At 60.7% G+C, this 24372-nt stretch carries 26 protein-coding genes; 16 read left to right on the top strand and 10 right to left on the bottom strand.

Translation table 11 applies throughout. From position 1 onward, the window contains the following. Positions 1-50 precede the first annotated feature (50 nt). The 3 genes from ACR0CG_RS03965 to ACR0CG_RS03955 all read left to right on the top strand — a co-directional run bounded on the left by ACR0CG_RS03965 (position 51) and on the right by ACR0CG_RS03955 (position 3298). Complete coding sequence (locus tag ACR0CG_RS03965; protein WP_170613092.1) at positions 51-569, top strand: DUF3035 domain-containing protein; 519 nt, start codon at positions 51-53, stop codon at positions 567-569. An 81-nt stretch (positions 570-650) separates the two neighbouring features. Next, positions 651-1991 (top strand): M16 family metallopeptidase, encoded by a 1341-nt coding sequence (locus tag ACR0CG_RS03960; protein ID WP_480522933.1) that lies wholly within the window; start codon positions 651-653, stop codon positions 1989-1991. Continuing rightward, the gene (locus tag ACR0CG_RS03955; RefSeq protein WP_480522932.1) at positions 1988-3298 is read left to right on the top strand and encodes a M16 family metallopeptidase; all 1311 of its coding nucleotides are present in this window, start codon (positions 1988-1990) and stop codon (positions 3296-3298) included. The genes ACR0CG_RS03960 and ACR0CG_RS03955 overlap by 4 nt, the downstream gene beginning before the upstream one ends. 21 nt (positions 3299-3319) lie before the next feature. Here ACR0CG_RS03955 and ACR0CG_RS03950 read toward each other — a convergent pair whose 3' ends face one another. The 4 genes from ACR0CG_RS03950 to deoC are packed head-to-tail and all read right to left on the bottom strand — an operon-like array spanning position 3320 to position 7724. Then, positions 3320-4129, bottom strand: a complete 810-nt coding sequence (locus tag ACR0CG_RS03950) for an SDR family oxidoreductase (protein WP_480522931.1) — start codon at positions 4127-4129, stop codon at positions 3320-3322. 25 nt (positions 4130-4154) lie between these two features. Then, a complete protein-coding gene (locus ACR0CG_RS03945; RefSeq protein WP_480522930.1) occupies positions 4155-6488 on the bottom strand; it encodes an aldehyde dehydrogenase family protein in 2334 nt (777 codons plus the stop codon). Continuing rightward, complete coding sequence (locus tag ACR0CG_RS03940) at positions 6485-6715, bottom strand: hypothetical protein (RefSeq protein ID WP_480522929.1); 231 nt, start codon at positions 6713-6715, stop codon at positions 6485-6487. Before ACR0CG_RS03940 ends, ACR0CG_RS03945 begins: the two co-directional genes overlap by 4 nt. A 10-nt stretch (positions 6716-6725) precedes the next feature. After that, on the bottom strand, positions 6726-7724 hold the full coding sequence (gene deoC / locus ACR0CG_RS03935) for a deoxyribose-phosphate aldolase (protein ID WP_480522928.1): 999 nt from the start codon (positions 7722-7724) through the stop codon (positions 6726-6728). A 199-nt stretch (positions 7725-7923) separates the two neighbouring features. Between deoC and ACR0CG_RS03930 the strand changes: the two genes are divergently transcribed. The 6 genes from ACR0CG_RS03930 (at position 7924) to ACR0CG_RS03905 (ending at position 15248) form a co-directional block, all read left to right on the top strand. After that, the gene (locus ACR0CG_RS03930; RefSeq protein WP_480522927.1) at positions 7924-8877 is read left to right on the top strand and encodes a metal ABC transporter solute-binding protein, Zn/Mn family; all 954 of its coding nucleotides are present in this window, start codon (positions 7924-7926) and stop codon (positions 8875-8877) included. A gap of 4 nt (positions 8878-8881) precedes the next feature. Continuing rightward, positions 8882-9685: a metal ABC transporter ATP-binding protein gene (locus ACR0CG_RS03925; protein WP_321249758.1), complete on the top strand. Its 804-nt coding sequence runs from the start codon at positions 8882-8884 to the stop codon at positions 9683-9685. A gap of 3 nt (positions 9686-9688) precedes the next feature. Beyond that, on the top strand, positions 9689-10894 hold the full coding sequence (locus ACR0CG_RS03920; RefSeq protein ID WP_480522926.1) for a metal ABC transporter permease: 1206 nt from the start codon (positions 9689-9691) through the stop codon (positions 10892-10894). After that, positions 10891-11820, top strand: a complete 930-nt coding sequence (locus ACR0CG_RS03915) for a metal ABC transporter permease (protein ID WP_480522925.1) — start codon at positions 10891-10893, stop codon at positions 11818-11820. Before ACR0CG_RS03920 ends, ACR0CG_RS03915 begins: the two co-directional genes overlap by 4 nt. Positions 11821-12100: 280 nt before the next feature. Then, complete coding sequence (gene mutL / locus ACR0CG_RS03910) at positions 12101-13966, top strand: DNA mismatch repair endonuclease MutL (protein ID WP_480522924.1); 1866 nt, start codon at positions 12101-12103, stop codon at positions 13964-13966. A 52-nt stretch (positions 13967-14018) separates the two neighbouring features. Then, the gene (locus ACR0CG_RS03905; RefSeq protein WP_170613113.1) at positions 14019-15248 is read left to right on the top strand and encodes a DNA recombination protein RmuC; all 1230 of its coding nucleotides are present in this window, start codon (positions 14019-14021) and stop codon (positions 15246-15248) included. A gap of 9 nt (positions 15249-15257) precedes the next feature. Here ACR0CG_RS03905 and ACR0CG_RS03900 read toward each other — a convergent pair whose 3' ends face one another. Together ACR0CG_RS03900 and ACR0CG_RS03895 are read right to left on the bottom strand one after the other, a co-directional pair. Next, positions 15258-15908: a ChrR family anti-sigma-E factor gene (locus ACR0CG_RS03900; protein WP_480522923.1), complete on the bottom strand. Its 651-nt coding sequence runs from the start codon at positions 15906-15908 to the stop codon at positions 15258-15260. Positions 15909-15915: 7 nt separating this feature from the next. Beyond that, complete coding sequence (locus tag ACR0CG_RS03895) at positions 15916-16572, bottom strand: sigma-70 family RNA polymerase sigma factor (RefSeq protein ID WP_480523168.1); 657 nt, start codon at positions 16570-16572, stop codon at positions 15916-15918. A gap of 149 nt (positions 16573-16721) precedes the next feature. On the opposite strand from ACR0CG_RS03895, the gene ACR0CG_RS03890 reads away from it, so the two are divergent. The 4 genes from ACR0CG_RS03890 (at position 16722) to ACR0CG_RS03875 (ending at position 18574) form a co-directional block, all read left to right on the top strand. Further along, on the top strand, positions 16722-17492 hold the full coding sequence (locus ACR0CG_RS03890) for a DUF1365 domain-containing protein (RefSeq protein ID WP_480522922.1): 771 nt from the start codon (positions 16722-16724) through the stop codon (positions 17490-17492). A gap of 99 nt (positions 17493-17591) precedes the next feature. Further along, on the top strand, positions 17592-17909 hold the full coding sequence (locus ACR0CG_RS03885; RefSeq protein WP_170613119.1) for a DUF3775 domain-containing protein: 318 nt from the start codon (positions 17592-17594) through the stop codon (positions 17907-17909). A gap of 176 nt (positions 17910-18085) precedes the next feature. Further along, complete coding sequence (locus tag ACR0CG_RS03880; RefSeq protein WP_170806978.1) at positions 18086-18319, top strand: YjiS-like domain-containing protein; 234 nt, start codon at positions 18086-18088, stop codon at positions 18317-18319. Between the two features lie 54 nt (positions 18320-18373). Then, entirely contained in the window at positions 18374-18574 is a 201-nt protein-coding gene (locus ACR0CG_RS03875) for a DUF1127 domain-containing protein (protein ID WP_170613123.1), read from the top strand. A gap of 68 nt (positions 18575-18642) precedes the next feature. Here the strand turns inward: ACR0CG_RS03875 and ACR0CG_RS03870 are convergent, their stop codons facing one another. The 4 genes from ACR0CG_RS03870 to ACR0CG_RS03855 are packed head-to-tail and all read right to left on the bottom strand — an operon-like array spanning position 18643 to position 22143. Continuing rightward, entirely contained in the window at positions 18643-19785 is a 1143-nt protein-coding gene (locus ACR0CG_RS03870; RefSeq protein WP_480522921.1) for a saccharopine dehydrogenase family protein, read from the bottom strand. A gap of 3 nt (positions 19786-19788) precedes the next feature. Then, entirely contained in the window at positions 19789-20844 is a 1056-nt protein-coding gene (locus tag ACR0CG_RS03865) for a saccharopine dehydrogenase (protein WP_480522920.1), read from the bottom strand. Between the two features lie 14 nt (positions 20845-20858). Continuing rightward, positions 20859-21473 carry a glutathione S-transferase family protein gene (locus ACR0CG_RS03860; RefSeq protein ID WP_480522919.1) on the bottom strand — a complete coding sequence of 205 codons (615 nt, stop codon included), beginning with the start codon at positions 21471-21473 and terminating at the stop codon, positions 20859-20861. 19 nt (positions 21474-21492) lie between these two features. Beyond that, entirely contained in the window at positions 21493-22143 is a 651-nt protein-coding gene (locus ACR0CG_RS03855; RefSeq protein WP_480522918.1) for a histidine phosphatase family protein, read from the bottom strand. A 154-nt stretch (positions 22144-22297) separates the two neighbouring features. On the opposite strand from ACR0CG_RS03855, the gene ACR0CG_RS03850 reads away from it, so the two are divergent. From ACR0CG_RS03850 to ACR0CG_RS03840, 3 genes are all read left to right on the top strand, one after another. Further along, the gene (locus ACR0CG_RS03850; protein ID WP_480522917.1) at positions 22298-23500 is read left to right on the top strand and encodes a Zn-dependent hydrolase; all 1203 of its coding nucleotides are present in this window, start codon (positions 22298-22300) and stop codon (positions 23498-23500) included. A 151-nt stretch (positions 23501-23651) separates the two neighbouring features. After that, positions 23652-24017 (top strand): glycine cleavage system protein GcvH, encoded by a 366-nt coding sequence (gene gcvH, locus ACR0CG_RS03845; protein ID WP_170613943.1) that lies wholly within the window; start codon positions 23652-23654, stop codon positions 24015-24017. A 174-nt stretch (positions 24018-24191) separates the two neighbouring features. Beyond that, positions 24192-24372, top strand: a 181-nt coding sequence (locus tag ACR0CG_RS03840) for a hypothetical protein (protein WP_480522916.1), incomplete at its 3' end; no start/stop codon positions are given.

The following is a 24372-nucleotide window of genomic DNA, read 5'->3' as shown; positions in this document are numbered from 1 at the left end:
CGCGCCGGACGATATGCGATAAAAGCGCCTCAAACAGGCTGGAGACACAAATGCGGATGCCGCTTGCCATACTTGCACTGACACTTGCCGTTGCCGTGGCGGGCTGTTCCAAACGTGGTCTGCGCGATCTTCAGCCACCCGGACCGGGTCCGGACGAATTTTCGGTGCTGCCGGTCAAGCCGCTGACAGCACCCAAGGATTACAGCTTCCTGCCGGCCCCCACACCGGGTGGCGGCAATCTGGTTGATCCGACGCCCAAGGCGGATGCCGTGGTGGCGCTGGGGGGCAGTGCGGCGGCACTGAACTCGAATACCAGCATTCCGTCTTCAGATGCGGCACTGGTCACCGCCTCCAGCCGTTATGGCGTTCCGGCCAATACGCGGCAGGTCGTCGCGCAGGAAGATGCGGATTTCCGCAAGCGCCGTGGCCGCTGGACAGGTCTGAAACTGTTCCCGGTTGACCGCTATGAGCAGGTTTACGAGCGGCAGGCGATCAACGCGAATGCGCAAAACGAAGCAGCCCGCGCGGCAGGGATTGAGACTCCCTCGGCCCCGCCTGCCGATGAATAATTCTTAACTTTCCGTCATCGCCCTTGAACCCGCGCGGCGCCACCGTAGTTTGAAACGCATAAACCAAACGGAGGATGCCGCATGGTTCGGGCACTGGCGTTGTTTGCCGCCCTGATGACCGCGACCCCGCTTCTGGCCGAAGACGGGCAGGAGGCAGTCACGACTTTTACACTGGATAACGGCATGGATGTCGTGGTGGTCGAGGATCATCGCGCCCCGGTCGTACAGCATATGGTCTGGTATCGGGCCGGTTCGGCGGACGAGCCCATCGGCGCGTCCGGCGTGGCGCATTTCCTGGAACACCTTCTGTTCAAGGCCACCGACACGCTTGAGGCCGGAGAGTTCTCGGCCACCGTGGCGGCCAATGGCGGCAATGACAACGCGTTCACGTCGTATGATTACACCGCCTATTTCCAGCGCGTCGCCGCTGACCGGCTGGAACTGATGATGCAGATGGAATCGGACCGGATGCGCAACATCCGCCTGACCGAAGCCGATATCGAAACCGAACGCGATGTGATCCTGGAGGAACGCAACCAGCGCACGGAAAACAACCCTCGTGCCCTCTTCGGCGAGCAGATGAGCGCGGCGCAGTATCTCAACCACCGGTATGGTGTGCCGATCATCGGCTGGAAGCACGAGATGGAGGAGTTGGATCTGGACGATGCGCTTTCCTTCTATCGGATACACTATTCGCCCAACAACGCGATTTTGGTGGTCACGGGTGACGTCGACCCGGAGGAGGTCCGCGTTCTGGCCGAAAAATACTATGGCGTGATCCCCGCCAACCCGGACCTGCCTGAACGGGTCCGCTCACAGGAGCCGCCGCAAACCGCCGAACGACGCCTGACCTTCAAGGATCCGCGTGTGGCGCAGCCCTACCTGCAGCGCAGTTATCTGGCGCCGGAACGTGACGCAGGTGCTCAGGAAAAGGCCGCAGCGCTGTATTTGCTGGCCGAATTGCTGGGTGGCGGCACCACTTCGTACCTCAATGAAAAACTGCAGTTCGAGAAGCAGATGGCCGTCTATGCAGGCGCGTTCTATCGGGGCGTATCGCTGGATGACACGACTTTCGATATGGTGGTCGTCCCGGCCGAGGGCGTCTCGCTGCAAGAGGCTGAGGATGCGATGGATCAGGCGGTTGCGGACTTCATTGCCGAAGGTGTGAACGCAGAGGATCTGGACCGGATCAAGATGCAGCTGCGTGCCGCCCAAACCTATGCGCGCGACAATGTCGACGGGATCGGCAACCGCTATGGCCGCGCGCTGACCACCGGCCTGACGGTCGAGGATGTGCAGGCCTGGCCCGACATTCTACAGGCCGTGACCGGGGAAGAGATCATCGCGGCCGCCCGCGAGGTGCTGCAGCCCGAAGCGTCTGTCACCGGATGGCTGACGCGTGACGATGAGGTGACGCAATGAAACGGATATTCGCAACCCTGATCGCCTTGGTCATTGCGATGCCCGCATGGGCCGAGATCGAGATTCAGGAAGTCACCTCGCCCGGCGGCATCAAGGCCTGGCTGGTCGAGGACCCTTCGATCCCTTTCACCGCGCTGGAGTTGCGGTTTCGCGGCGGCACCTCGCTGGATGACCAGGACAAGCGTGGCGCGGTCTATCTGATGAGTGGCCTGATCGAGGAAGGCGCGGGCGACATGGACGCGCGGTCCTACGCGCGAGAACTGGAATCGCTTGCGGCCTCGTTCACCTACAACGCCAGCGACGACACGGTTTCGATCTCGGCGCGGTTTCTGACCGAAAACCGGGATGAAGTGATCGATCTGCTGCGCACCACGATTCATGAGCCCCGCTTCGATCAGGACGCGATTGACCGGGTTCGCGCTCAGGTACTGTCCGGTTTGCGGTCGGACGAGACCGATCCTAACGACATAGCTGGCCGCAGCTTTGCCCGTATGGCCTATGGGGACCATCCCTATGGGTCCGAGGGCAAAGGAACGATCGAAAGCGTTTCCGCCCTGACGCGCGACGACATCGTTGCGGCCTACGACAACGTCTTTGCCCGGGACCGGCTGTATGTCGGGGCCGTCGGCGACATTTCGGCAGAAGACCTGGGTGCACTGCTGGACAGGCTGCTGGCCGATCTGCCCGAAACCGGCAAACCGATCCCGGACAAGGCGCAGGTTTCAATCACGGGCGGCATCAGCGTCGTGGATTTCGACACCCCGCAATCGGTCGCCCTGTTTGCGCAGAAGGGGATCGACCGTGACGATCCGGATTTCTTTCCCGCCTTTATTCTGAACCACATTCTGGGTGGCGGCGGGTTCGAAAGCCGCCTGATGCAGGAGGTTCGCGAAAAACGGGGCCTGACCTATGGCGTCGGAACCTATCTGGTGCCCAAAGATCTGGCCTCGGTCTATCTGGGGTCGGTGTCATCGGCCAATGACAGGATCGCAGAAGCGGTCGAGGTGATCCGCGATGAATGGGCGCGCGCCGCGTCCGAAGGCGTGACTCAGAAGGAACTGGATGATGCCAAGACCTACCTGACCGGTGCCTATCCGCTGCGCTTTGATGGCAACGGCCAGATTGCCGGGATCATGGTCGGGATGCAGATGGAAGGCCTGCCCATCGACTATATCGCCACCCGCAACGATAAGGTGAATGCCGTGACGCTTGAGGATGTGAACCGTGTGGCATCCGAACTGCTGGACCCCGAAGGCCTGCACTTTACCGTAGTGGGCAAGCCGGTCGGTCTGGAAACGACAAACTGATGATCAGGGGCTGAGCAAAGCTCAGCCCTTTTTCATATTCCGCAACATCTCACCCATCATCTGTCCGAACTTACCCGACCCACGCTGGTACAGCGCTCCGTCAACGGCCAGAACCGTGCCGCTGATATAGCTGGCCAGATCAGAGCTGAGGAACAGACAGGCATTGGCCACATCCTTCGGCTGTCCCCAGCGGCCCAAGGGCACGTCCTTGCGAAGCTCTTCGTGGGCGTTTTTGGTGGGGGCCAGTCGTTTGGCCCCTTCGGTGCCTTCGATGAATCCGGGCACGACCGAGTTCACGCGGATGCCCTCGACACCCCATTCCATCGACAATGTGCGGGTGATCTGATCCACCCCCGCCTTGGCGGCGCAGACATGCGCCTGACCTTCGTAAGGCAGATAGGATTGCGGGGCCGAGATGTTGATGATGCTGGCCCCGGGGCGCTTGAGGTAAGGATAGGCCCCCTTCATCACGTGGATCGTGCCCATCAGATCAATATCGATCACGGTCTTGAACGCATTGACCGACATCTCGGCCGCCAAGGCGGGAAAATTGCCCGCCGCGCCCGACACCAGAACGTCGAAATCTCCAAATGCCTCGTGGAATTGCTTGAGGCCCTCAGCCACAGCCTCAGGGTCACGCACGTCAAACGCCGCACCGACGGCATCCTGTGCGCCCGCAGCTTTCAGTGCGGCAACCGTATCATCGACCTTCTCCTGTGAACGGCTGGCAACGGCCAGTTTGGCACCCGAGGCCGCAAAGGCCTCGGCAATGCCCCGGTTGATACCGCTGGTTCCGCCGATTACGATGACGGTCTTTCCTGAAAAGTCCATGTAGGCCTCCCGAGATGCGGGAGCCCTACTCGCCGTAAGGCACCCAGATGTTCTTCACTTCCGTGGCAGCCTGCAGGAAGCGGCGGGAATGGTCCATGCTCCAGTCAAATGCCGTCGCGTTATTGACCCAGGTCCGTTTCAGGTTCCCGGCCGAGACCACCTCGATCTCTTTCGACAGGTCGGTGGAAGAGAACGACCAGACCGCATCGACGTTCAGATGCGAGGCCAGCGGTTTCGCCAGTTCCGCGTGGCTGCCGGTCAGGATGTTGACCACACCAGCGGGCACGTCCGAGGTTTCGAGGATCTGGTAAAAATCCGTCGCCGCCAAAGGATAAGGCTCCGATGCTACCAGAACTGTCCGGTTGCCCATCGCAATGGCCGGGGCCATCACTGAAACCAAACCCAGCAAAGGTGCTTCGTCCGCGCACAGCGCGCCGATGACACCCACGGACTCTTTCATGGCAATCGCCACGCCGCGGATCGGAACGCCGTGCACCTGACCGTCATACTTGTCGGCCCAGGCAGCGGCAGTGAACAGGCGCTGGATCGAGGCGTCTACCTCTTTGGCGCCGTCCTTCTTGCCGGTCATGGCGTCGATACGAGCGGCGAACTCATCAGTACGGGCCGAGAGGTTCTCGCCAATATAATAAAGGATCTGTGCGCGCAGATGGCCGGTGGTCTTGGACCAGCCTTTGGCCCCCGCTGCAGCTTCAACGGCGTTGCGAACGTCTTTGCGGTTTGCAAGGCCGACATGACCCAGCAGTCCGGACTTGCCCCAGACGGGTTTCGAATAACCCCCATCGGGGCGCGCCTGCTTGCCGCCCACATACATCTTGGCGGTGCGGTCAATCGGATCGACCGGAGCACCTTCGCCCATCGCAGCTTCAACCTTCGCCAGCGGCTTGGTCTTGCCCTTGGGCCTGGTGTAGGCCGCAAGACCTTCCCAACCGCCTTCACGGCCAAAGCCGCTTTCGCGTACGCCGCCAAAGCCTGCGGCGGCGTCGAACAGGTTGGTGGCATTCACCCAGACCACACCCGCAACCAGCTTGGGCGCGATGTCCAGTGCGAGGTTCACATTTTCGGTCCAAACCGTCGCGGCCAGCCCGTAGCGGGTGTTGTTGGCCAGCTCGACCGCCTCTTCCGGCGTGCGGAAGGTCGAGGACACCAGCACCGGTCCAAAGATCTCTTCCTGCATCAGCGGATCGGATGTCTCCAGCCCCGAGATCAGCGTCGGAGGATAGAAGCAGCCGATCGCGGGCATCTCGCAAGCGGCCTGATGCACTTGACCAGCCGTGTTGCTTTCGACCATGCCCTTGATGGTCTGCAACTGAACCGGGTCCACAACGGCACCCACGTCGATGCATTTGTCCAGCGGGTTGCCAATGCGCAAGCCGTCCATGCGCGCGCGCAGCTTGTCGTGGAAACGGTCGGCAATGCCTTCCTGCACCAACAGGCGCGAGCCTGCACAACACACCTGACCCTGATTGAACCAGATCGCGTCAACCAGACCTTCGATGGCGCTGTCGATATCGGCGTCGTCAAACACGATGTAGGCGGACTTTCCGCCCAGTTCCAACGTCAGTTTCTTGCCCGATCCAGCTGTCGCTTCCCGGATCCGGCGGCCAACGACGGTCGAGCCGGTAAATGCGATCTTGTCAACGTCCGACGCCACGATCATCTCGCCCACTGCACCATCACCGGTGACGATGTTGACCACGCCTTTCGGCAGACCCGCCTGCGAACAGATATCGGCAAACAGCAGCGCAGTCAGCGAGGTGTATTCGGCCGGTTTCAAAACCACCGTGTTGCCCATGGCCAGCGCCGGAGCGATTTTCCACGCCAGCATCAGCAGGGGAAAGTTCCACGGAATGATCTGGCCGCAAACCCCCAACGCCTCGGCACCGGGCAATTCGCTCTCCATCAGCTGCGCCATGCCCGCGTGGTAATAGAAATGCCGCTGCGCCAGAGGGATATCGATATCGCGCGACTCGCGGACCGGCTTTCCGTTGTCCAGGCTCTCCAGAACCGCAAACAGGCGCGAATGTTTCTGCAAAAGCCGTGCAATGGCATAGAGATACCGCGCACGTCCAGCGCCACCCAGTTTCTCCCATTTCGGCTGCGCCGCGCGTGCGGCAGCAACAGCGGCGTCCACGTCTGCCTGTTTGGCCTGCGTCAGCCTGGCCAGCACCTCTCCGGTGGCTGGATTGCGGCTGTCAAAGCCCTTGCCGGGCTTGGTGAAGGCGCCATCGATATAGTGACCGAACTTGTCGCCCTGATCGACCAGCCAGGCCAGCGCCTCGGCTGCGCTTTCTGGGGCAGGGCCGTAATCCATGGTTTCGAAAATCTCTTTGACTGTCATTTCAAGACCCAACTTCTTGAGAGCTTTTCTAGCTTTCCAGCTTTTTGTAGTCGCTGGCCGGCCCAGCGCATGTCGTATTGCCACGTATAGAACAAGTCGCCAGATGCCCTAAGCTCGCGTTCATGTTGGTCCCAGATAGCTTTTGCAATCTGGGATACGCTGCCCTCGCCCTTCAAATGTGACAATGCTTCTAGTATCCAGGTTTGCAGGTCTGCTTTAGTTGCCATGTTCTTGTCCTCAGCCCATGGAGTGACGGTAGCCAGCCGAGTACGCCCCGGTGACATAGTGCTCCAACTGCCGTTCGATATCGCCCAGCAACGATGACGCGCCAAAGCGGAACAGATCGGGCTGCAGCCAGCGGTCGCCCAGTTCATCCTTGATCAACGCCAGGTACACCAGCGCATCTTTGGCCTTCGAAATTCCGCCCGCAGGCTTGTAGCCAACCCGATAGCCTGTGCGGTCATAGTAGTCACGGATCGCGCGGATCATCACCAGCGACACGGGTAAAGTGGCGTTGACGCTTTCTTTCCCGGTCGAGGTCTTGATGAAGTCCGCCCCGGCCATCATGCAGACCAGCGAGGCGCGCGCGACATTGCGCAGGCTGCCCAGTTCTCCGGTTGCAAGGATGGCTTTGACATGTGCATCGCCACAAGCCACGCGGAAGGCCTTCATTTCCTCGTACAGCGCCTGCCAGTCGCCCGACAGCACGTGACGGCGCGAGATCACGATGTCGATTTCTTCGGCACCAGCCTTCACGCTTTCTTCAATCTCGGCCACGCGCAGGTGGAAGGGTGACAAACCGGCGGGGAAGCCAGTGGATACAGCAGCGACCGGGATACCGGTGCCTTCAAGTGCGTCCACGGCAGTTTCGATCATGTCGTGATAGACACAAACCGCCCCTGTGGTGATCGGCGGCATATCCAGCGCTTGCAGAACTGAAGGTGCCACAGGCTGCCGGGCCTTGGCGCACAGGCGACGCACGCGGCCAACGGTGTCGTCGCCGGACAGGGTCGTCAGGTCGATCATGGTAATCGCCTTGAGCAGCCAGGCCGCTTGATATTCCTTTTTGACTGAACGGCGGCCGGGCAGCGTCGCCGCGCGGCGCTCAATCGCCGAGGTGTTGGCCTGAACGGCACGAACCCAGTCCATGTCCAGTTCCATGCCGGGGTTTCTGGGTTCTGTCACTTGCGGCAGATGCGCGGTGCGCACGGGGCTTTCTGAGCTCTGCGTATCCATCATCACGTCCTTTGGGAGGTTTGCGCCAAAATCGCACGGGACGCGGTGAAAGGGAAGGTGTTCGGCTGCTCTCAGCTCAAATTTTTTGACCATTTGGACAAAAAAAGGCGTTTTCTTGCGAGTAATTCGCAATAGCATTGACTTAGTTGCGAATGGTTCGCATATTCATTCTCAAGAGGATGCCATTTTGGGGCTGAATATGATTCGTCGCAGCTTTCTTGCAGTACTGGCCGTGGTCGCCATTCTGCCTTTGTCCGCCTTGGCCGAAGCGCCGCTGAAGGTGGTCGCCACTACCGGCATGATTGCCGATGCCGCCCGTCAGGTCGGGGGTGATCAGGTCGAAGTTAAGGGCCTCATGGGCCCCGGCGTCGACCCGCATGCATATCGCCAGACTCGCAGCGACATCGTTGCGATGACCCGCGCCGACCTTATTCTATGGCACGGTCTGTACCTTGAAGCGCAGATGGAAGATTTCTTTCATGACCTTGGCCGCAAGCGCACCGTCGTTGCCGTTGCCGAAGGAGTCGACAAAGCCAAGTTGCGTGCGCATGACGATTATGCCGACAAATACGACCCGCATGTGTGGATGAGCCCGGCCCTGTGGCGTGATGTTGTGATCGAAGTGCAGAAAGCGCTGACCGAGGCGCGCCCCGAAGCAGCGGGCATCTTTGCCGCCAACGCACAGGCGCATCTGGCCGAACTCGAACAGCTCGAAGCCTATGCCGGTCAGGCCCTGGCGTCTGTCCCGGAAAACAACCGTGTACTTGTCACCGCGCATGATGCCTTTGGCTATTTCGGGGCCGAGTACGGCTATGAAGTGATGGGTATACAAGGCATTTCGACCCAGTCCGAGGCCGGTCTGAACCGGATCGGAGAGCTGGTGGATGCGCTGGTCGAGAAGCAATTGACCGCAGTTTTCGTGGAAAGCTCGGTCTCCGACCGCTCGATGCGTGCATTGATCGAAGGCGCCGCTTCCAAGGGCCACGAAGTGGGCGTAGGTGGCGAGCTGTATTCGGATGCCATGGGCGAACCGGGCACGTATGAGGGTACCTATATCGGCATGCTGGATCACAACATTACGGTTATTGCCGGGGCGCTTGGGGCCGATGTGCCTGCGCGCGGCATGAACGGCAAATTGTCGGCGGGGTTCTGAGGCAATGCTTGAACTGGCCGCAAATCAGGGTGTTTCAGTGACCGACCAAAGCGCCGGAGACAGCCCGCTGGCCATTCGCGGACTGACCGTTTCTTATGGTCAGAAACCGGCGGTGTTTTCGGTGGACATGACAGTCCAGCCGGGGGCGATGACGGCGATTATCGGGCCGAACGGCGCTGGTAAGTCGACCCTTCTCAAGGCAGCTCTGGGGATCGTGTCGCCTTTGTCGGGGCAAGTCACGGTCTATGGTCAGCCGCTTGAGAAACAGCGCGCTCGTATTGCCTATGTGCCGCAGCGCGCCAGCGTGGATTGGGATTTTCCGACCCGCGTGATTGATGTGGTGCTGATGGGGCTGTCGCGCGAACTTGGGCTGCTGGGCCGCGTACGTGCGCGGCATATGTCGCGGGCGATGGACTGCCTGCACCGCGTCGGTATGCGCGATTTCGCCGATCGTCAAATCGGCCAGTTGTCCGGCGGGCAGCAGCAACGTGTGTTTCTGGCCCGCGCGCTGGCGCAGGATGCCGATCTGTATCTTCTGGACGAACCCTTTGCCGGTGTCGACGCAGCTACCGAAAAAGCTATCATCGCGGTTCTGAAATCACTGAAAGAAGCCGGCAAGACTGTCGTGGTCGTGCATCATGATCTGGCCACCGTGACCGACTATTTCGACCATGTCTTCCTGATCAACACCCGTAAGGTTGCTGAAGGCCCCGTGGCGCAGGCCTTTACGGCCGAAACCCTGCAATCCGCCTATGGAGGTCGTCTGGCAACCGCCCAGATCGACCAGATTTCCCGCGCGCTGGGGTAAATCATGTTTTGGGACGCCCTGACCCTGCAGCTTGGCTATAACGCCACGCTGGTCGCCATCGGTGCCAGCTTGCTGGGCGTGTCCGCTGGTGTGGCTGGAACCTTCTTGTTTCTGCGCAAACGCGCGTTGGTAAGCGATGCGATCAGCCATGCGACCCTTCCGGGCGTGTGCCTGGCCTTCATGGCGCTGGTTGCGCTGGGCGGCGACGGGCGCAACCTGATTGGCCTGCTGGCGGGCTCCGCTGTGTCTGCCTGGGTGGGTCTGCTGTGCATGAACTGGCTGACCCGGCACACCCGTCTGGCCGAGGATGCCGCCATTGGCGCCGTCCTGTCCGTGTTCTTCGGGATGGGGATCGTGCTGCTGACCGTGATCCAGACCATGGGTGTAGGCCGTCAGGCCGGGTTGGAGGGGTTCCTGCTGGGCTCGACCGCAGGGATGCTTTGGGCTGACGCACTGATCATCGCCATGGGCGGGGCGGTTACGCTGCTGCTGGTGATGATCATACGCCGCCCCATGATGATGGTGGCCTTTGATCCGGAATACGCGGCCGCCCGAGGCGTGCCGGTGCACCGGGTCGATCTGGCCATGATGGGGCTGGTCATGGCCGTCACGGTTGTGGGCCTGAAAATCGTTGGGCTGATCCTGATCGTCGCCCTGCTGATCATCCCGCCCGTGACTGCGCGGTTCTGGTCCGACCGGTCGGACCGGGTCGTCCTGCTGGCCGGGTTGACCGGTGGGATGGCTGGGTATCTGGGTGCTGGGATTTCAGCCTCGGCCCCCAATCTGCCGACGGGGCCAATCATCGTGCTGGTCAGCTTTGGCTTTTTTGCCCTGTCGCTGCTTTTTGCGCCGGTTCGCGGCGTTCTGGCCGCGATTTTGCGCCACCTGAGGTTCCAGCGTCGCGTTCATATCCGTCAGGGTTTGCTGGCAATGGCGCAGGGGCAGAAGATATACGAGCCGTTGACCTTGCGGTTGCTGCGCCGGGCCGGCCTTGTGCGGGCCGATGGCGTGGCGACTGAGGCGGGCAAGGCGCGCGCCGCCAAAGCCCTGCGCGATGAAAAACGGTGGGAGATCGTGCGCGCCGATCAGGCGCATGAGGCAACGGCGGCACTTTATGACGGGTTGCGCGACATCGAATCTGTTCTGACCCGCGATCAGATCACTGAAATCGACCGCCGCATCGGTGGCCCGCAGGAGGTCATGCCATGAGCGGTGAAGAATTCGTTCCCTTATCCCTGACGCCATTGCTGATCGGAACGTTTGCGGCGATTGCATGCGCCCTGCCCGGCAACTTTCTTGTGCTGCGCAAGCAGGCGCTGATCGGGGATGCCATCAGCCATGTGGTGCTGCCCGGTATCGTTGTGGCCTTTCTGCTGACCGGAGCGATTTCGACCTGGCCGATGATGCTGGGCGCAGCGGGTGCTGCGGTTGTCGCCGTGGTGATGATCGAGGCAATACGGCGTCTTGGTCAGATTGAACCCGGCGCAGCGATGGGCGTGGTCTTCACCACCATGTTCGCCGCAGGTGTGCTGTTGCTGGAACAGACGGACACCTCGACCGTGCATCTGGACGTAGAGCATGCGCTTTACGGCAACCTGGAAAGCCTGATCTGGCTGGACGCCACGGGCTGGGCCTCGCTGCTGGACGCTACGGCGCTGGCAGGCCTGCCGCCGGAACTGCCGCGCATCGCCCTGACGCTGGCCGGTGTGGTTCTGTTCACCTGGCTGTTCTGGCGACCGCTCAAGATCTCGACCTTCGACGAAGGGTTCGCGCGCACGATGGGCATAAGAACGGGTGCCTTGGGTATGGCGCTTGTGATCGTGGCGGCGGTCGCAGCGGTTGCGGCGTTTGACGCGGTAGGGTCAATCATCGTGATCGCGATGTTCATCTGCCCGCCTGCCGCGGCGCGGATGATGACAAACCGGCTGGAAACCCAGATCGCATGGAGTGTTCTGTTCGCCGTACTGTCCGCCGTTTCCGGCTACATACTGGCCGGGTACGGGCCACTGTGGCTGGGCGGTGCGGATGCGGTCAGCGCGGCAGGGATGATTGCGACCATGTCAGGTCTGATACTGGCGTTGGCCGCCGTATTCGGCCCGTGCCGGACCCGTGCCGGGGCACCTGCGGCTGCCTGAAGCGGCGCTTTCCCGCCAACCGTTGACGTGACGTCTCGGCCAAAACCTGCCCAAGTGAATGCGCATTCAGAGTTAACGCGAAATTCATCAGGTCCCGTGCTAGGGACGGGTCAATTGAACTTCGAACGACCACCACTCACCAAAGAACGTTCGGGCAATTGTGATCATGACGCCGCTATCAGACCGGCGCGATACAATTGTCCGAACGCCCCCTCGTTTCCCGAAATACAGGTTTCAAATCGGTGGCAGAATCGCTCGTGATTGTGCTAGGTCTGGTGGTATGGCGCAGGCATACCGCAATATCGGCGAAAATCGCCCCAAAATCCGTCAACTTGACGACGCGGCGATAAATCGTATCGCCGCGGGTGAAGTGGTGGAGCGACCTGCCTCGGCGGTTAAGGAACTGGTCGAAAACGCCATTGACGCGGGGGCGACGCGGATCGCCATAGATATCGCTGATGGCGGCAAGACGCTGATTCGAGTCACAGACGATGGCTGCGGCATCGCGCCCGAGGATCTGCCGCTGGCCTTGTCCCGCCATGCGACGTCAAAGATAGATGGGACGGATCTGCTGAACATCCACACCTTCGGCTTTCGGGGTGAGGCACTGCCGTCTTTGGGTGCCGTTGGCCGCCTGACCATCACAAGCCGCGTGCCGGGGGCGGATGCGGCACAGGTCCATGTGTCGGGCGGGAAGATAGAGCCGGTTAAACCGGCGGCCCTGCGTGCGGGCACTGTTGTCGAGTTGCGCGACTTGTTCTTTGCGACACCTGCGCGCCTGAAGTTCATGCGCACCGACCGGGCCGAGGCACAGGCGATCACCGATATGGTCAAACGTTTGGCCATGGCCGAGCCCTCGGTCACTTTCACCCTGCGCGACGTCTCGGGCGGGGGAGAGGGGCGCGTAACCTTCCGCGCCGACCGCGAGAACGGCGATCTGTTTGACGCCCTGCACGCCCGTCTGTCCCGCGTGATCGGGCGCGAGTTTGCCGAGAACGCGTTGCAGATCGATGCCACGCGCGAGGGCATCCGGCTTTACGGTTACGCCGCGTTGCCGACCTATTCCCGGGGGGCAGCGGTGGCGCAGTACCTGTTCGTGAATGGGCGACCCGTTCGCGACAAGATGCTGACCGGCGCGTTGCGGGCAGCCTATTTCGATTTCCTCAGCCGAGACCGCCACCCGGCAGCAGCACTGTTCATCGATTGTGATCCGACGCTGGTGGATGTGAACGTCCATCCCGCCAAATCCGAAGTGCGGTTCCGCGACCCGGGTCTTGCACGCGGGTTGATCGTGTCCGCCCTGCGTCATGCGCTGGCCGATGCCGGACACCGTGCGTCCTCGACCGTGGCCAATGCCACTTTGGGTGCGATGCGGCCGGAACCGGCGCATCCGGCGCCGGCGCGGGTCTACCAGATGGACCGCCCTTCACCAGCCGCACATCAGGCGGCCTACCGGGCGCAGGCCCCGGGCTTTGCCGAACTGGCAAACGACTACAGCGGAAGCATTGTTGACGCGGCGCCTTTGGCGTCCGCGATTGCGACGGTGGAAGAACCGCCTGCACAGGACCTGCCGCTGGGTGCGGCGCGCGGGCAGGTGCATGAGAATTACATCATTGCCCAGACCGCCGATGGCATGGTGATCGTTGATCAGCACGCAGCGCATGAACGGCTGGTCTATGAAAAGCTGAAAAACCAGATGGCCGCAAATGGCGTTGCCGCGCAGGCCTTACTGATCCCCGAAATCGTTGAAATGTCCGAAGGGGATTGTTCGCGTCTGATGGCGGTGGCCGAAGATCTGTCCCGCTTCGGCCTGACGATCGAACCCTTTGGAGGCGGCGCAATCGCCGTTCGCGAAACCCCGGCCATTCTGGGTGAGGTCGATGCCAGGGCGATGATCCTGGATATCCTGGATGAGCTGACCGATCAGGGCGAAAGCCAGAAGGTACAGGCGCGGATCGAGGCGATCCTCAGCCGGGTGGCCTGCCATGGTTCCGTCCGGTCAGGCCGCCGGATGCGGGCCGAAGAAATGAATGCTCTGCTGCGCGAGATGGAGGCCACTCCACATTCCGGCCAGTGCAACCACGGTCGACCCACCTATGTCGAATTGAAGCTGAGCGATATCGAACGCCTGTTCGGGCGCAGTTGATCCTGCGCCCAAGACAGGCTAAGGGGAATAAAACAAGAACATCCGAGGCAGCATGATCGAGATTGCAGGTACCCAATACGCGTTGAACGACCCATTGATTCTGATCGTGGGTGGAGTGGTTGCGCTGATCTTGCTGCTGTTGTTCCTGTCGCTTCGTGCGGCCAACCGCTCAGCCCGGATGGCGGAACCGCTGGCGCGGCAGATGGCGCATCTGGGCCAGCATGTGCAGCAGTTGGGGCAAGGGCAGGAGCAGCTGCGTGGCGGGCTGCAGCACGTGTCGGACACGCAGGCCAATGCGCAGGTTCAGGTGATCCAGACGGTCGAGGCGCGCCTGTCTTCGGTCCAGCAGCAGATGAACGACCGGCTGGCGGACAACGCGATGAAATCGGCCCGCGCCCTGGCCGAGATGCAGGAACGGATGAAGGAATCGCTGCACGGGTCGTCGAAACAGACCGCGACCTCGCTGACCCAATTGCAGGAAAGGCTGGCCGCCATCGACAAGGCGCAGGACAACATCACCAAATTGTCAGGGGATGTGCTGTCCTTGCAGGATATTCTTTCCAACAAACAGCGGCGCGGGATGTTCGGGGAAATCCAACTGAACGACATCGTGTCCAAGGCGCTGCCGACCGACAGCTATTCGTTGCAGGCCACCCTTTCGAACGGCAAACGGGCGGATTGCCTGATCCACCTGCCCAACCCGCCCGGCCCCATCGTAATTGACGCAAAGTTTCCGCTGGAAGATTTCGAAGCGCTGGCCGCTGCCCAGACTCGGGCCGAAGTGGACAGATGCCTGAAGGCCTTTGGTGCGGCGGTGAAGGTGCACATCAGGACTATTTCCGAGAAGTACATTCTGGACGGTGAAACAGCCGACGGTGCGCTTATGTTTGTTCCGTCCGAAGCCATCTATGCCGAATTGCACGCGCGCCTGCCCGAAGTGGTCCGCGAAGGGTTCGCGGCACGTGTCTGGATCGTTTCACCCACGACCTGCATGGCAACGCTGAACACGATGCGCGCGATCCTCAAGGACGCCCGGATGCGCGAACAGGCTGGCGCGATCCGCCGGGAGTTGGGCATGCTGCACAAGGATGTCGAAAGGCTGGGCGATCGCGTGGCCAATCTGGACCGGCATTTCGGGCAGGCCGCCAAAGACATCTCGGACATCAAGATCAGCGCTGAAAAGGCGGGACGCCGGGCACAACGTCTGGACAATTTCGATTTTGAGGAACTGTCCCCGGACGATCACGCCAACGTTGTGCCCTTGGGCAAGACCGAGGCCTGATCGCGCGGGTCAGATCCGCAGGAATGGCTGGAACAGGCGCGGCATCAGTTTGGTGAATTTCAGGGGCGCGTCCGTCACCGCCAGACAGATGCAGTCGGCCGAGATGTCGGCCACCGGCATGTGATGCAGGTCCTGATCGGCGATTTCGACATCACCACGCGCAAAGTGGTCGACCTCATCCGAAAACGCGCCCTGCAACACCATGGTCAGTTCTGTTCCATGGTGGCTGTGATCCGGTACGGCAGACCCTGCAGGGATAAACAGCAACCGGGCCGTTGACTCGCGTGTCGTCGGCAGAATCGCTTGCTTGACGCCCATGCCAATCGGCCTCCAGCGGATCGCGTTCACATCGCCACCGACGTAATCCTGCAAGGGCGCGGGCAGAACGGAGCAGGCTGGCTGTGCCGGCTTGGGCGTCGGCGCGCCCTGGGAAATCAAGGCCATGGTCGCCGCCAAAGAATCCTCGCCCATTGCGGGCATCTCGACCTGATCCTCCAAAACCTCGCCACCAATGATGTTGTAGCTTTCAGCCACGGCCCGGCAGCGGTCGCACAGTGACAAATGCGTTGCGACCATCAGATCGAATGCCTCGGGCAGCGTTCCTGCTGCATAGGCCATCAGCAGGTCGTCGGTCAGGTGATGTTTAATGGCTTCTGTCATCGTTTTCTCAGTTCATCGCATGGCGCAGGCGATCCAGCGCCAGTCTAATTCGTGATTTGATTGTTCCCAGCGGCAATCCGGTTTCCGACGCGATTTCGCGGTGACTCAGATCGCCGAAATATGCTTTTTCGATCAGTTGGCGCTGCGCTTCGGGCAGAGCCTTCATAGCAACCCGCAATTGGTCGGTTTCCTGTTGCAGGGCAACAACCTCGGTTTGATCCGGTTCGGCTTCGGGTCCCCAGCCCAGATCCTCGGGTTCGGGGCGGCGTTGTTTGCGCAGGATGTCGATCCGCTTGTTCCTTGCAATCGTGAACACCCAGGTTGCCACAGTGGCGCGGGTCGGATCGAAAAGATGCGCCTTGTGCCACAAAGTTGCCATCACCTCCTGCGCGCATTCTTCAGCGGTGGTGCCATCGGCACCGGACTTGATCAGGAACGCCTTGATACGTGGTGCAAAATGCCGGAACAGCTCGGCAAAAGCCGCCTGATCCTGCGTGTCACGTATGCGCTTGACGTGATCAACCCATTCGGACCTGACACCGCACTTCTTTTGCTTTCCGTTCAATTGTTTACCCTTGATGCGTTTCTTTGCGACCCAAGGCTGGCCCGCGCCACTTGGGGGCGCAGGATCGTCGAGCGTCGCGGTGTCGATCTCGGTAAACATAACCACATTACGTGGCAGCGCCAAAGCCGGATCATTTAGCCCTGCATTTTTTGATCCGATTTGCCCATCTGGCCGTAACAAAACTGAAATCAGCGCATTAAGTTTGCAGAAATTGCATTATTGGTAGTCTGACAGGAACCCGTAGCCGCATGAACAAAATCGACCATATCGCGGGGCACATCTATCACAGCCGGAAAGGTGAGATTGAGAACGCGTTTCGGTATTCGGTCGATTTCATTCTGTTCGACCCCGAAAACCTGCCGGAAACACCATCTCTGTTCTCCTTTCGGCGTGCCAACGTGATGAACTGGCGCGACCGCGATCATGGTGGCAGCCCAGGTGAAGGGCAGGGAGTGAACTGGCTGCGCAGCAGGCTTGAGGAGATGGGCTTGCCCTCGCCGTCTCGAATCTTGCTGCTGACGCAACCGCGCGTACTGGGGCACGTGTTCAACCCGGTCAGCTTCTGGCTTTGCCTTGACCCGGACGCGCAACTTTTCGCAGTGATCGCCGAAGTGACGAATACCTATGGCACGCGGCACAGCTATCTTTGTCATAAGCCCGACCTGTCGCCGATCCGGCCCGAAGATCGAATAGTGGCGGACAAGAAGATGCATGTTTCTCCGTTTCAGAAGATCGAAGGGACGTACAGCTTCCGGTTTGACTTCCGACCGGACCGAGTTGGCGTCATGATCGACTACTCCCGGAAGGATGGCGGATTGGTGGCAACCCTGACCGGGTTGCGGGCACCGTTAACCAACCGCTCAATCCTGACGGCGCTTGTCCGTCGCCCCTTTGGGGCGCGCCGGGGATTTGCCCTGATCCTATGGCAGGCTTTGAAGCTGTGGATCAAGAAGGCCACGTTCCGACCCTTTCGAACCGCACCGGTGCCAGAGCAGCCGGTGTCGCGCCCCCGCATGTAAGATTCCCTCAGAGCAGGCGACGTTTGCGTAAGATCAAAGACGCGGCCGTTGCGTCGTGATTGTGATAGCCTGAAACCCGCGAACATAAGGAGATGGGACATGCTGGAAATTTCGGCCAGAAAGGTAGCCCAGGTGGCAATGATGGGGCGCGAGCTGGGGCGTGCCGAAGCAGAGCTGCGCGCTTTCGTCGACCGCATGAGCGAAGACGAGCAGGCCGAGCTGGTGGCGATCATGTGGATCGGCCGCGAGAGCTTTTTTGCCGAAGATCTGGCCGAAGCCATCGCAACCGCAAAATCCGAGGCCTCGACCCCCTGTGCCGACTACCTGATCGGCACACCGCACCTGTCTGATCATTTGGAAAACGGGCTGGATGCGCTGGGGATTTCGGCCGAGGATGTCGAGAATGACCTGATGTAGGCTCCATATGCCTGAACCATCGAACAGGGCCAGAGTCGTCTGATCCTGCTTTGGATTTCGAAGACCCGCAAGCAGAACATTAATTCGGATTAATCCGGTGTTTTGGCATCGTTAACACTCCGCTCCTTTATCAGAACTGTGACCAGAAACGTTGTTCGGATGAGAAGGAGAAGGCGATGGCACATGTACACACAGCCAGACCGCAGCGCAGCTTCTTTGCCGGTCTGAGTTCAGATTATCGCGCGCTCAGAGATGAGTTTGCGCGTCGCCGGCAGGTCGCTGAGTCGATGCAAACGCTGGAAAAAATGACTGACCGACAATTGGACGACATCGGCATTCCGCGCCATCGGATCGCACGATCCGCCTATCAAAGCGTCTATGGTCAGTCCCCAGTGGAACTGCGTCGCTAGGCTGGTTCGTCCCGACACGGACCGATCTTTGTCTGCAATTCAAGGAACAAAACGATGTTAGATACTATTGGAGTACACCAGGAGCGCCCCATTGCCAGCGCATTGCTGCTTTTTGACCGGGCCATGCAAATCCGTGCTGTTCGGTCTGATATTGTGCGGGCCGCTCAGGAACTGAACCGTCTGTCCGATAACCAGCTGTCCGAGCTTGGAATCAATCGGTCTGACCTTGATGAAACGATCCAGCTTTACATCTGAAAGCGGGATGTCGGAACAGCCGCATCGCCACGCCGATGCGGCTGTTTTCTTGCGCGCTGAGAAAAAGCTCAGCTTGTGTGATCCACAATCTGCAAATGCTGCGCCAGCGTGTCGATTTCGCCCATCCACGCCGCCACCAGTTTGGGATCGCTGGGCGCCGCATGAACGCCAGCGGGAATGGCGCGGTTCAGGACGGCTTCGACGGCCAGTGAGACCGGGATCGATACCAGACGGGCCATGGCAGTGCCGCGTTCATCGCCCCAGGCGTCCATGACGTAGGTTTTGTGCCAGACCTCGGCCCCGTCTTTTTCGGCCTTCAGGCCGACGCACAGAACCACGCGGTCGGGTTCGCCGTCGTCATAGGCGTTTTCTTCCCAGAACTGATCGGACATCTCTTTCAGCCGCGCATCGCCGTCCGGTCCGGTCAGGGTTTCGATTTCGCGGAACACGTCCGACCACGCGTCCGCCCAGCCGTTCAGACGCAGAGTACCGCGGACGAATTCCTTGACCGGCCAGTGATCCTCGAAGTGATACTGCGCCATGAAAGGGATCGAGTCGCGGTTTGGGTAAACCTCAAAGCTTTCCGGCGCTGGAAGCGGCGCGATATAGCTGCTGATCGCATCCCATGGGCGTGTGACATCCAGCGGGGCGTAATCGCGGATCGATTTCGAGGGCGAGCGCAGCGCCTTGAGCACACCCAACGGCGACCAGCTGAACTTGTAACGGAATGGGTTGGGGTTCTTCGGGATACCGCCGCAATACGAGATGAAGCTCAGGTGGTTCTGCGGATCGAACGCATCCGAGGCGCGGTACTCATCGACCAGTGCATGTGCCATCAGGTGGTCGATACCCGGGTCCAGACCAACCTCGTTGACCAGCGCCACGCCGGCCTCGCGCGCCTTGTCGTCCAGCGCGCGCATTTCGGGCGCGATATAAGACGACGAGACGAAATTCGCCCCTTTCGAAATCGCCAGCTCCGCCAGCGGCACATGCCAGTCGCCCGGCAGCATGGACACGATCACGTCGCCCTTTTCCAGTACCGCACCAAGTGCGTCGATGTCGAAAGCGCGGATGTCATCCGTCAGGTCTCCGACCTCGGCTTTGGCTTTTTCGATGGTCCGGTTCCAGACAGTGATCTTGTGCCCGCCCTCGAACAGGCGGCGCAGGCCGGGAATGGCCGAGAGGCCGGTGCCACACCAGTGAATCGTCATCGCTCAGATCCCTTCGATATGTGTTTTGTAGGTTGCTTCCGCCCGGCCCCAGACGCCACTTTCCAGATTGGTCAGGGTCAGCAGAGAGGGCAGCAGTTGCGCCGCGTAGTCTTCGGAACTTTCAACCGGCAGCATCGACGGCAGGTTGTCGATCGCCATCACATCCATCACCGGATCACTTGCCACGCGCAGGGCGGGGGCGTCCCAGGTGGTGGCCCGGTCATATACCGGAACCGGGTTGTAGTCGCTGTCCGGGTCGCAGGCCACGTCACCGATGGCGGTCAGCTTGCGAGTTGCGGTCAATGCCTCACGCGGGACGAAGACGGGCGTACCGGGGCGGGCGAAGATGCAGTTCAGGAACAGGTCATGGTCGAGAATTTCCTGAAAGGGTCCGCCGCTGGCGGTTTCGGCCATGTCCCATTTGGTGACTGTAACGCCCATGGCTTCGCACAGATCAGCCGCGCCCGTTCCGACACGCCCCAAGGCACCGATGACAATGGCGCGGGGGCGGTCGGTGCCGGTCGCGTCCAGTTCGGCCAGAAGCTCCGCGTTCAGCGCATCTTTGCTGGGATAGACACCCACGGGCGGACATACCTCATCGCGCTGCTGTGCGGCCCACGTCTTCAGCGTCACCGCCGCGCCTGCGTACCCGGCCCAGTACCCGAAAGCCGCAACCCGGCGGTCGTTTTCGTCGACCAGATATTCCAGGTCATAAAGCGTGCCGCCACCGGTCTTGAACCGCTCCAGCAGCGCGCGGCCAGAATGCTGGCCCTTAAAGGCGTGGCCGAACATGATGTGTCGATGCGGCAGGGGCGTGCCATCCTCGGGCAGTTCCTTGAGGCCGAAGATGATTGCGTCCCGCGGGGCGTCGGGCCATGAATTCTCGGCCGCGATCTCACACCCGGCGTCCTTGTAGCCGTCGATCGTGATCGCACGGACATGGCTTTCCTCGACCGTCACGCGGATGCCTGCGGCAAGCAGCGCGGCGGCGCCTTCGGGGGTCAGGCCGACCCGTTCTTCGTTCGGGCGCTGTTCTGCCCGGACCCAGAGATGTGTCATTCGTTGTCCTTTTGTCAGAGCATTCCGGCGGCGCGCACCGCCTGAACCGATGCGCGTGCTTCCATCGCCTCGCGGAAGGCGACAATCTTGGGAAAGGCCGAGACGTCCACGCCGTCGCCCTCAAGCCAGCTGCAGACGACAAAAAGATATGCATCAGCCAGCGAGAACGCCTCGCCCAGTACAAACGGTCCGCGCAGACCGTTCGACGAGATATAGTCGCAGGACGCGGTCATCGTCTGCGGTACCTTGTCTTTCATATCCTTCCAGCTGGTTTTCTTGTCTGCCCAACGCGGCCCGCGCAGCTTGTGCGCGTGGTTCACATGCATGGTTGAGGCCAGATAGTACATCACCTCGCGCATACGGGCCGCCATGACCGGGTCGTCAGGCACCAGCCCGGCTTCGGGCGCTTTGGCCGCGATGTAGTCCAGCAGCGCGCCTGTTTCGGTCAGAATACCGCCGTCAACGGCCAATGCCGGCACGCGTCCTTTGGGGTTGATCTGCTTGTAGGCCGGTTTGGTCTGCTCGGCTTCTGCAAAATCCAGACGTATGGCCTCGTATTCCAAACCCGCTTCCTCCAGCGCGATGGCGACGGCGACTGAAATCGTGCGGGGCGCGTAGTAGAGTTGCATCAGATGGCCTCCGGTTTCCTTACAGATGGGTCTGGGCAAACTGCCGGTCGGGCGCTTCCAGATGTGGCACGGCATTGAACAGAACCGTACTGAGCTGCGGGCCGATCGGATGCAGACGATGCATGGACGTGTTCATTATGGCAAGTGCCACGCGAGCCATGGAAGGTATGTCCAGCCCCATCGCCTGCCGCACGACCATGGAAATCAGTCCCCCCGAGGTGACAACGATGGCCGGGCCACCCTCGGTTCCGATATCCCGCAATGCCGCCGAAACCCGGGCTTCGAATTCAGCGAAGGTCTCTGGTGTGTTGCGGATATCGCCGCTTGCCCAGGCCGCAAAGGTTCGGGGCAGGTGTTCGACAAAACCCTCCCGGTCCGTCGGAACGGCCACGCCATGCTGTTCCTCGAACAGCTTTGCGATTGTGAAATATTCAATCTCGTTCAGCCGCGCGTCGCGCACCGGGTTGAGCAGTTCCATGCTGGAAGCGGTCTCCACATGCCGGGTCAGGGTGCCACAGTACGCCCGCGTGTGATGCGTATGCGTTTCCTTGAGGTACCCCCCAAGCCACCGCGCCTGCTGATGGCCCAGCTCGCTGAGCTTGTCATAGTCTTTTTCATCACGCGCAGAGGTGTTGGCCTGTCCGTGACGAACCAGTGTGATATGTGACATGGTGGTTCCTCTTGGCGTCATGTCTTAAGACAGGTTCATTGCCGGGGCCAGAGGTGTTGCACCCGCCCGGAGTGAAAAATCGCGGATCCGATGCAGCGGAAGACTTGCAGGTCAATGCGCGGCCCATAAGTTTGATCGTGACAAGGGGGCAATCATGGCTGTCGATGAAAACCGGTTTCTGGCCGATCTGCACAAATTGCGCTCGTTTGGGGCGGCGGGTGTTGGGAAGGGCGTGGTCAGGCCCGCCTATTCCGACGCGGATATCGCGGCGCGCCGCTGGCTGGCCGGTCGGATGGAAGACGCCGGACTGCGCCCGCATTTCGATCCGGTCGGAAACCTGTTTGGGTTGGCCGCCGGTCCGTCGCTGCTGATGGGGTCGCATTCCGACAGCCAGCAAGAAGGTGGTTGGCTGGATGGTGCGCTGGGCGTCATCGCGGCACTTGAAGTGGCGCGCGCAACGGATCGCGCGATTTCGGTCGTCAGCTTTCAGGATGAAGAAGGGCGGTTTGGCGTGACCACCGGGTCTGCCGTGTGGTCGGGAACGCTGCTTTTGTCCGCAGCGGATGCTCTCACCGATCATGAAGGCACGGCATTTTCCGAGGCCCGCGCCTTGATGAGTGGTCTGGCTCAGAACTTCGTCGATCCCGGTCGGTTCACCGGGTTTCTCGAGATGCATATCGAACAGGGGCCTGCGCTGGACACCAGCAGGGATCAGATCGGTGTCGTGACCGACATCGTTGGCATCCGCGACATGAAAATCACCTTTGAGGGACAGCAGAATCATGCGGGCACAACACCGATGCATCTGCGTCGGGATGCCTTTCAGGCAGTGTCCCTGTTCAATTCGCTGATCAACGACCGGTTCCGGAATGTGGTTGCCCCCGAAACGGTCTGGACCATTGGCCATGTCGATATGCATCCCAACGCGTCGTCCATCGTGCCGGGGCTTGCTCGCTTCTCGATGCAATGGCGCGACGGTACATCTGACCGGCTGGAACGGATGGAGCAGATCATCCGCGCGACCGCGCAGGAGGTCGCCGATCAGATGAACATGTCGTTGACCTTCGGGCCGTTGCTGGGGCTGGAGCCCGTGGCGATGGATCGGGAACTCCGCGCGGCGCTGGAACAGGGGGCGGAAAGAATTGCCCCATCCCGCTGGCGTTCCATGCCGTCTGGCGCGTTGCATGATGCAACCAATGTGTCCCGCCTGATGCCGGTTGCTATGCTGTTCGTGCCGTCGATCAACGGGATTAGTCATGACTTCTCAGAAGATACGTCCGAACATGATCTGATCGCGGGGCTGCATGTACTTGAACATGCAGTCAACGCGCTGCCTTCGGGCAAATTCGTTGCCTGACGGAGAAAAGTTTCCCAAAGGGGAATTGCCGGTTGTATATCCTGGTATACAACTGCTGCCAAAAACAACGTTTGCGCCTCAGCCATCTGAGATTGTGTCGTTGCCGTTTGTTTTGCAAAACTACAAGCGTTGAAGTCAGGAGAGAACAGGAATGTCGACGTATTATTCTGAAGAGCACGAGTGGCTGCGAGTTGAAGGAGAAGTTGCGACGCTGGGGATTACGGTTCATGCGGCTGAGCAGCTTGGCGATGTTGTTTTTGTCGAGCAGCAGGAAGCGGGTGACGAGTTTGAGAAGGGCGGCGAGATCGGAGTGATCGAGTCGGTCAAGGCGGCGTCCGAGCTTTATGCGCCGGTGGATGGCGAGATTGTCGAGGTGAACGAGGCGCTGGCGGACAATCCCGGTTCGCTGAACGACGACCCCGAGGGCGAGGCGTGGATCTACAAGATCAAGATCGCGGATGCCTCGCAGCTGGAGGATCTGATGGATCTGGACGGCTACAAGGCCCTGATCGGCTGAGCAAACGGCGGGTTCCGACGGGATCCGCCCCCTTCTTTCACCCGGAGCCGCTGATTTGGGCTCCGCCCGTTTGGGCCTGAAACTGTCCCCGGACAGGTTCCAGGACGGCCCTTACCCCACGCCGGAGGCTCCTGCCAGAGCGGCTGGGTGAGACATTTCATGAGGAGCGCTGCAATGGCCTTCAAACTGACCGATTACGAAGCCTATGACTTCGCCAATCGCCGCCACATCGGCCCGTCGCCCACCGAGATGCGCGACATGCTGAAGGTGATCGGCTTCAAGACGCTGGACGAGCTGATCGACGCCACCGTCCCGCCGGCGATCCGGCAGACAGAGCCGCTGGACTGGGGTCCGG

The sequence above is a fragment of the Ruegeria sp. AB8 genome, assembly GCF_056542605.1.
The sequence above is the reverse complement of the archived record's forward strand: the minus strand, read 5'-3'. Positions and strand labels throughout refer to the sequence as shown.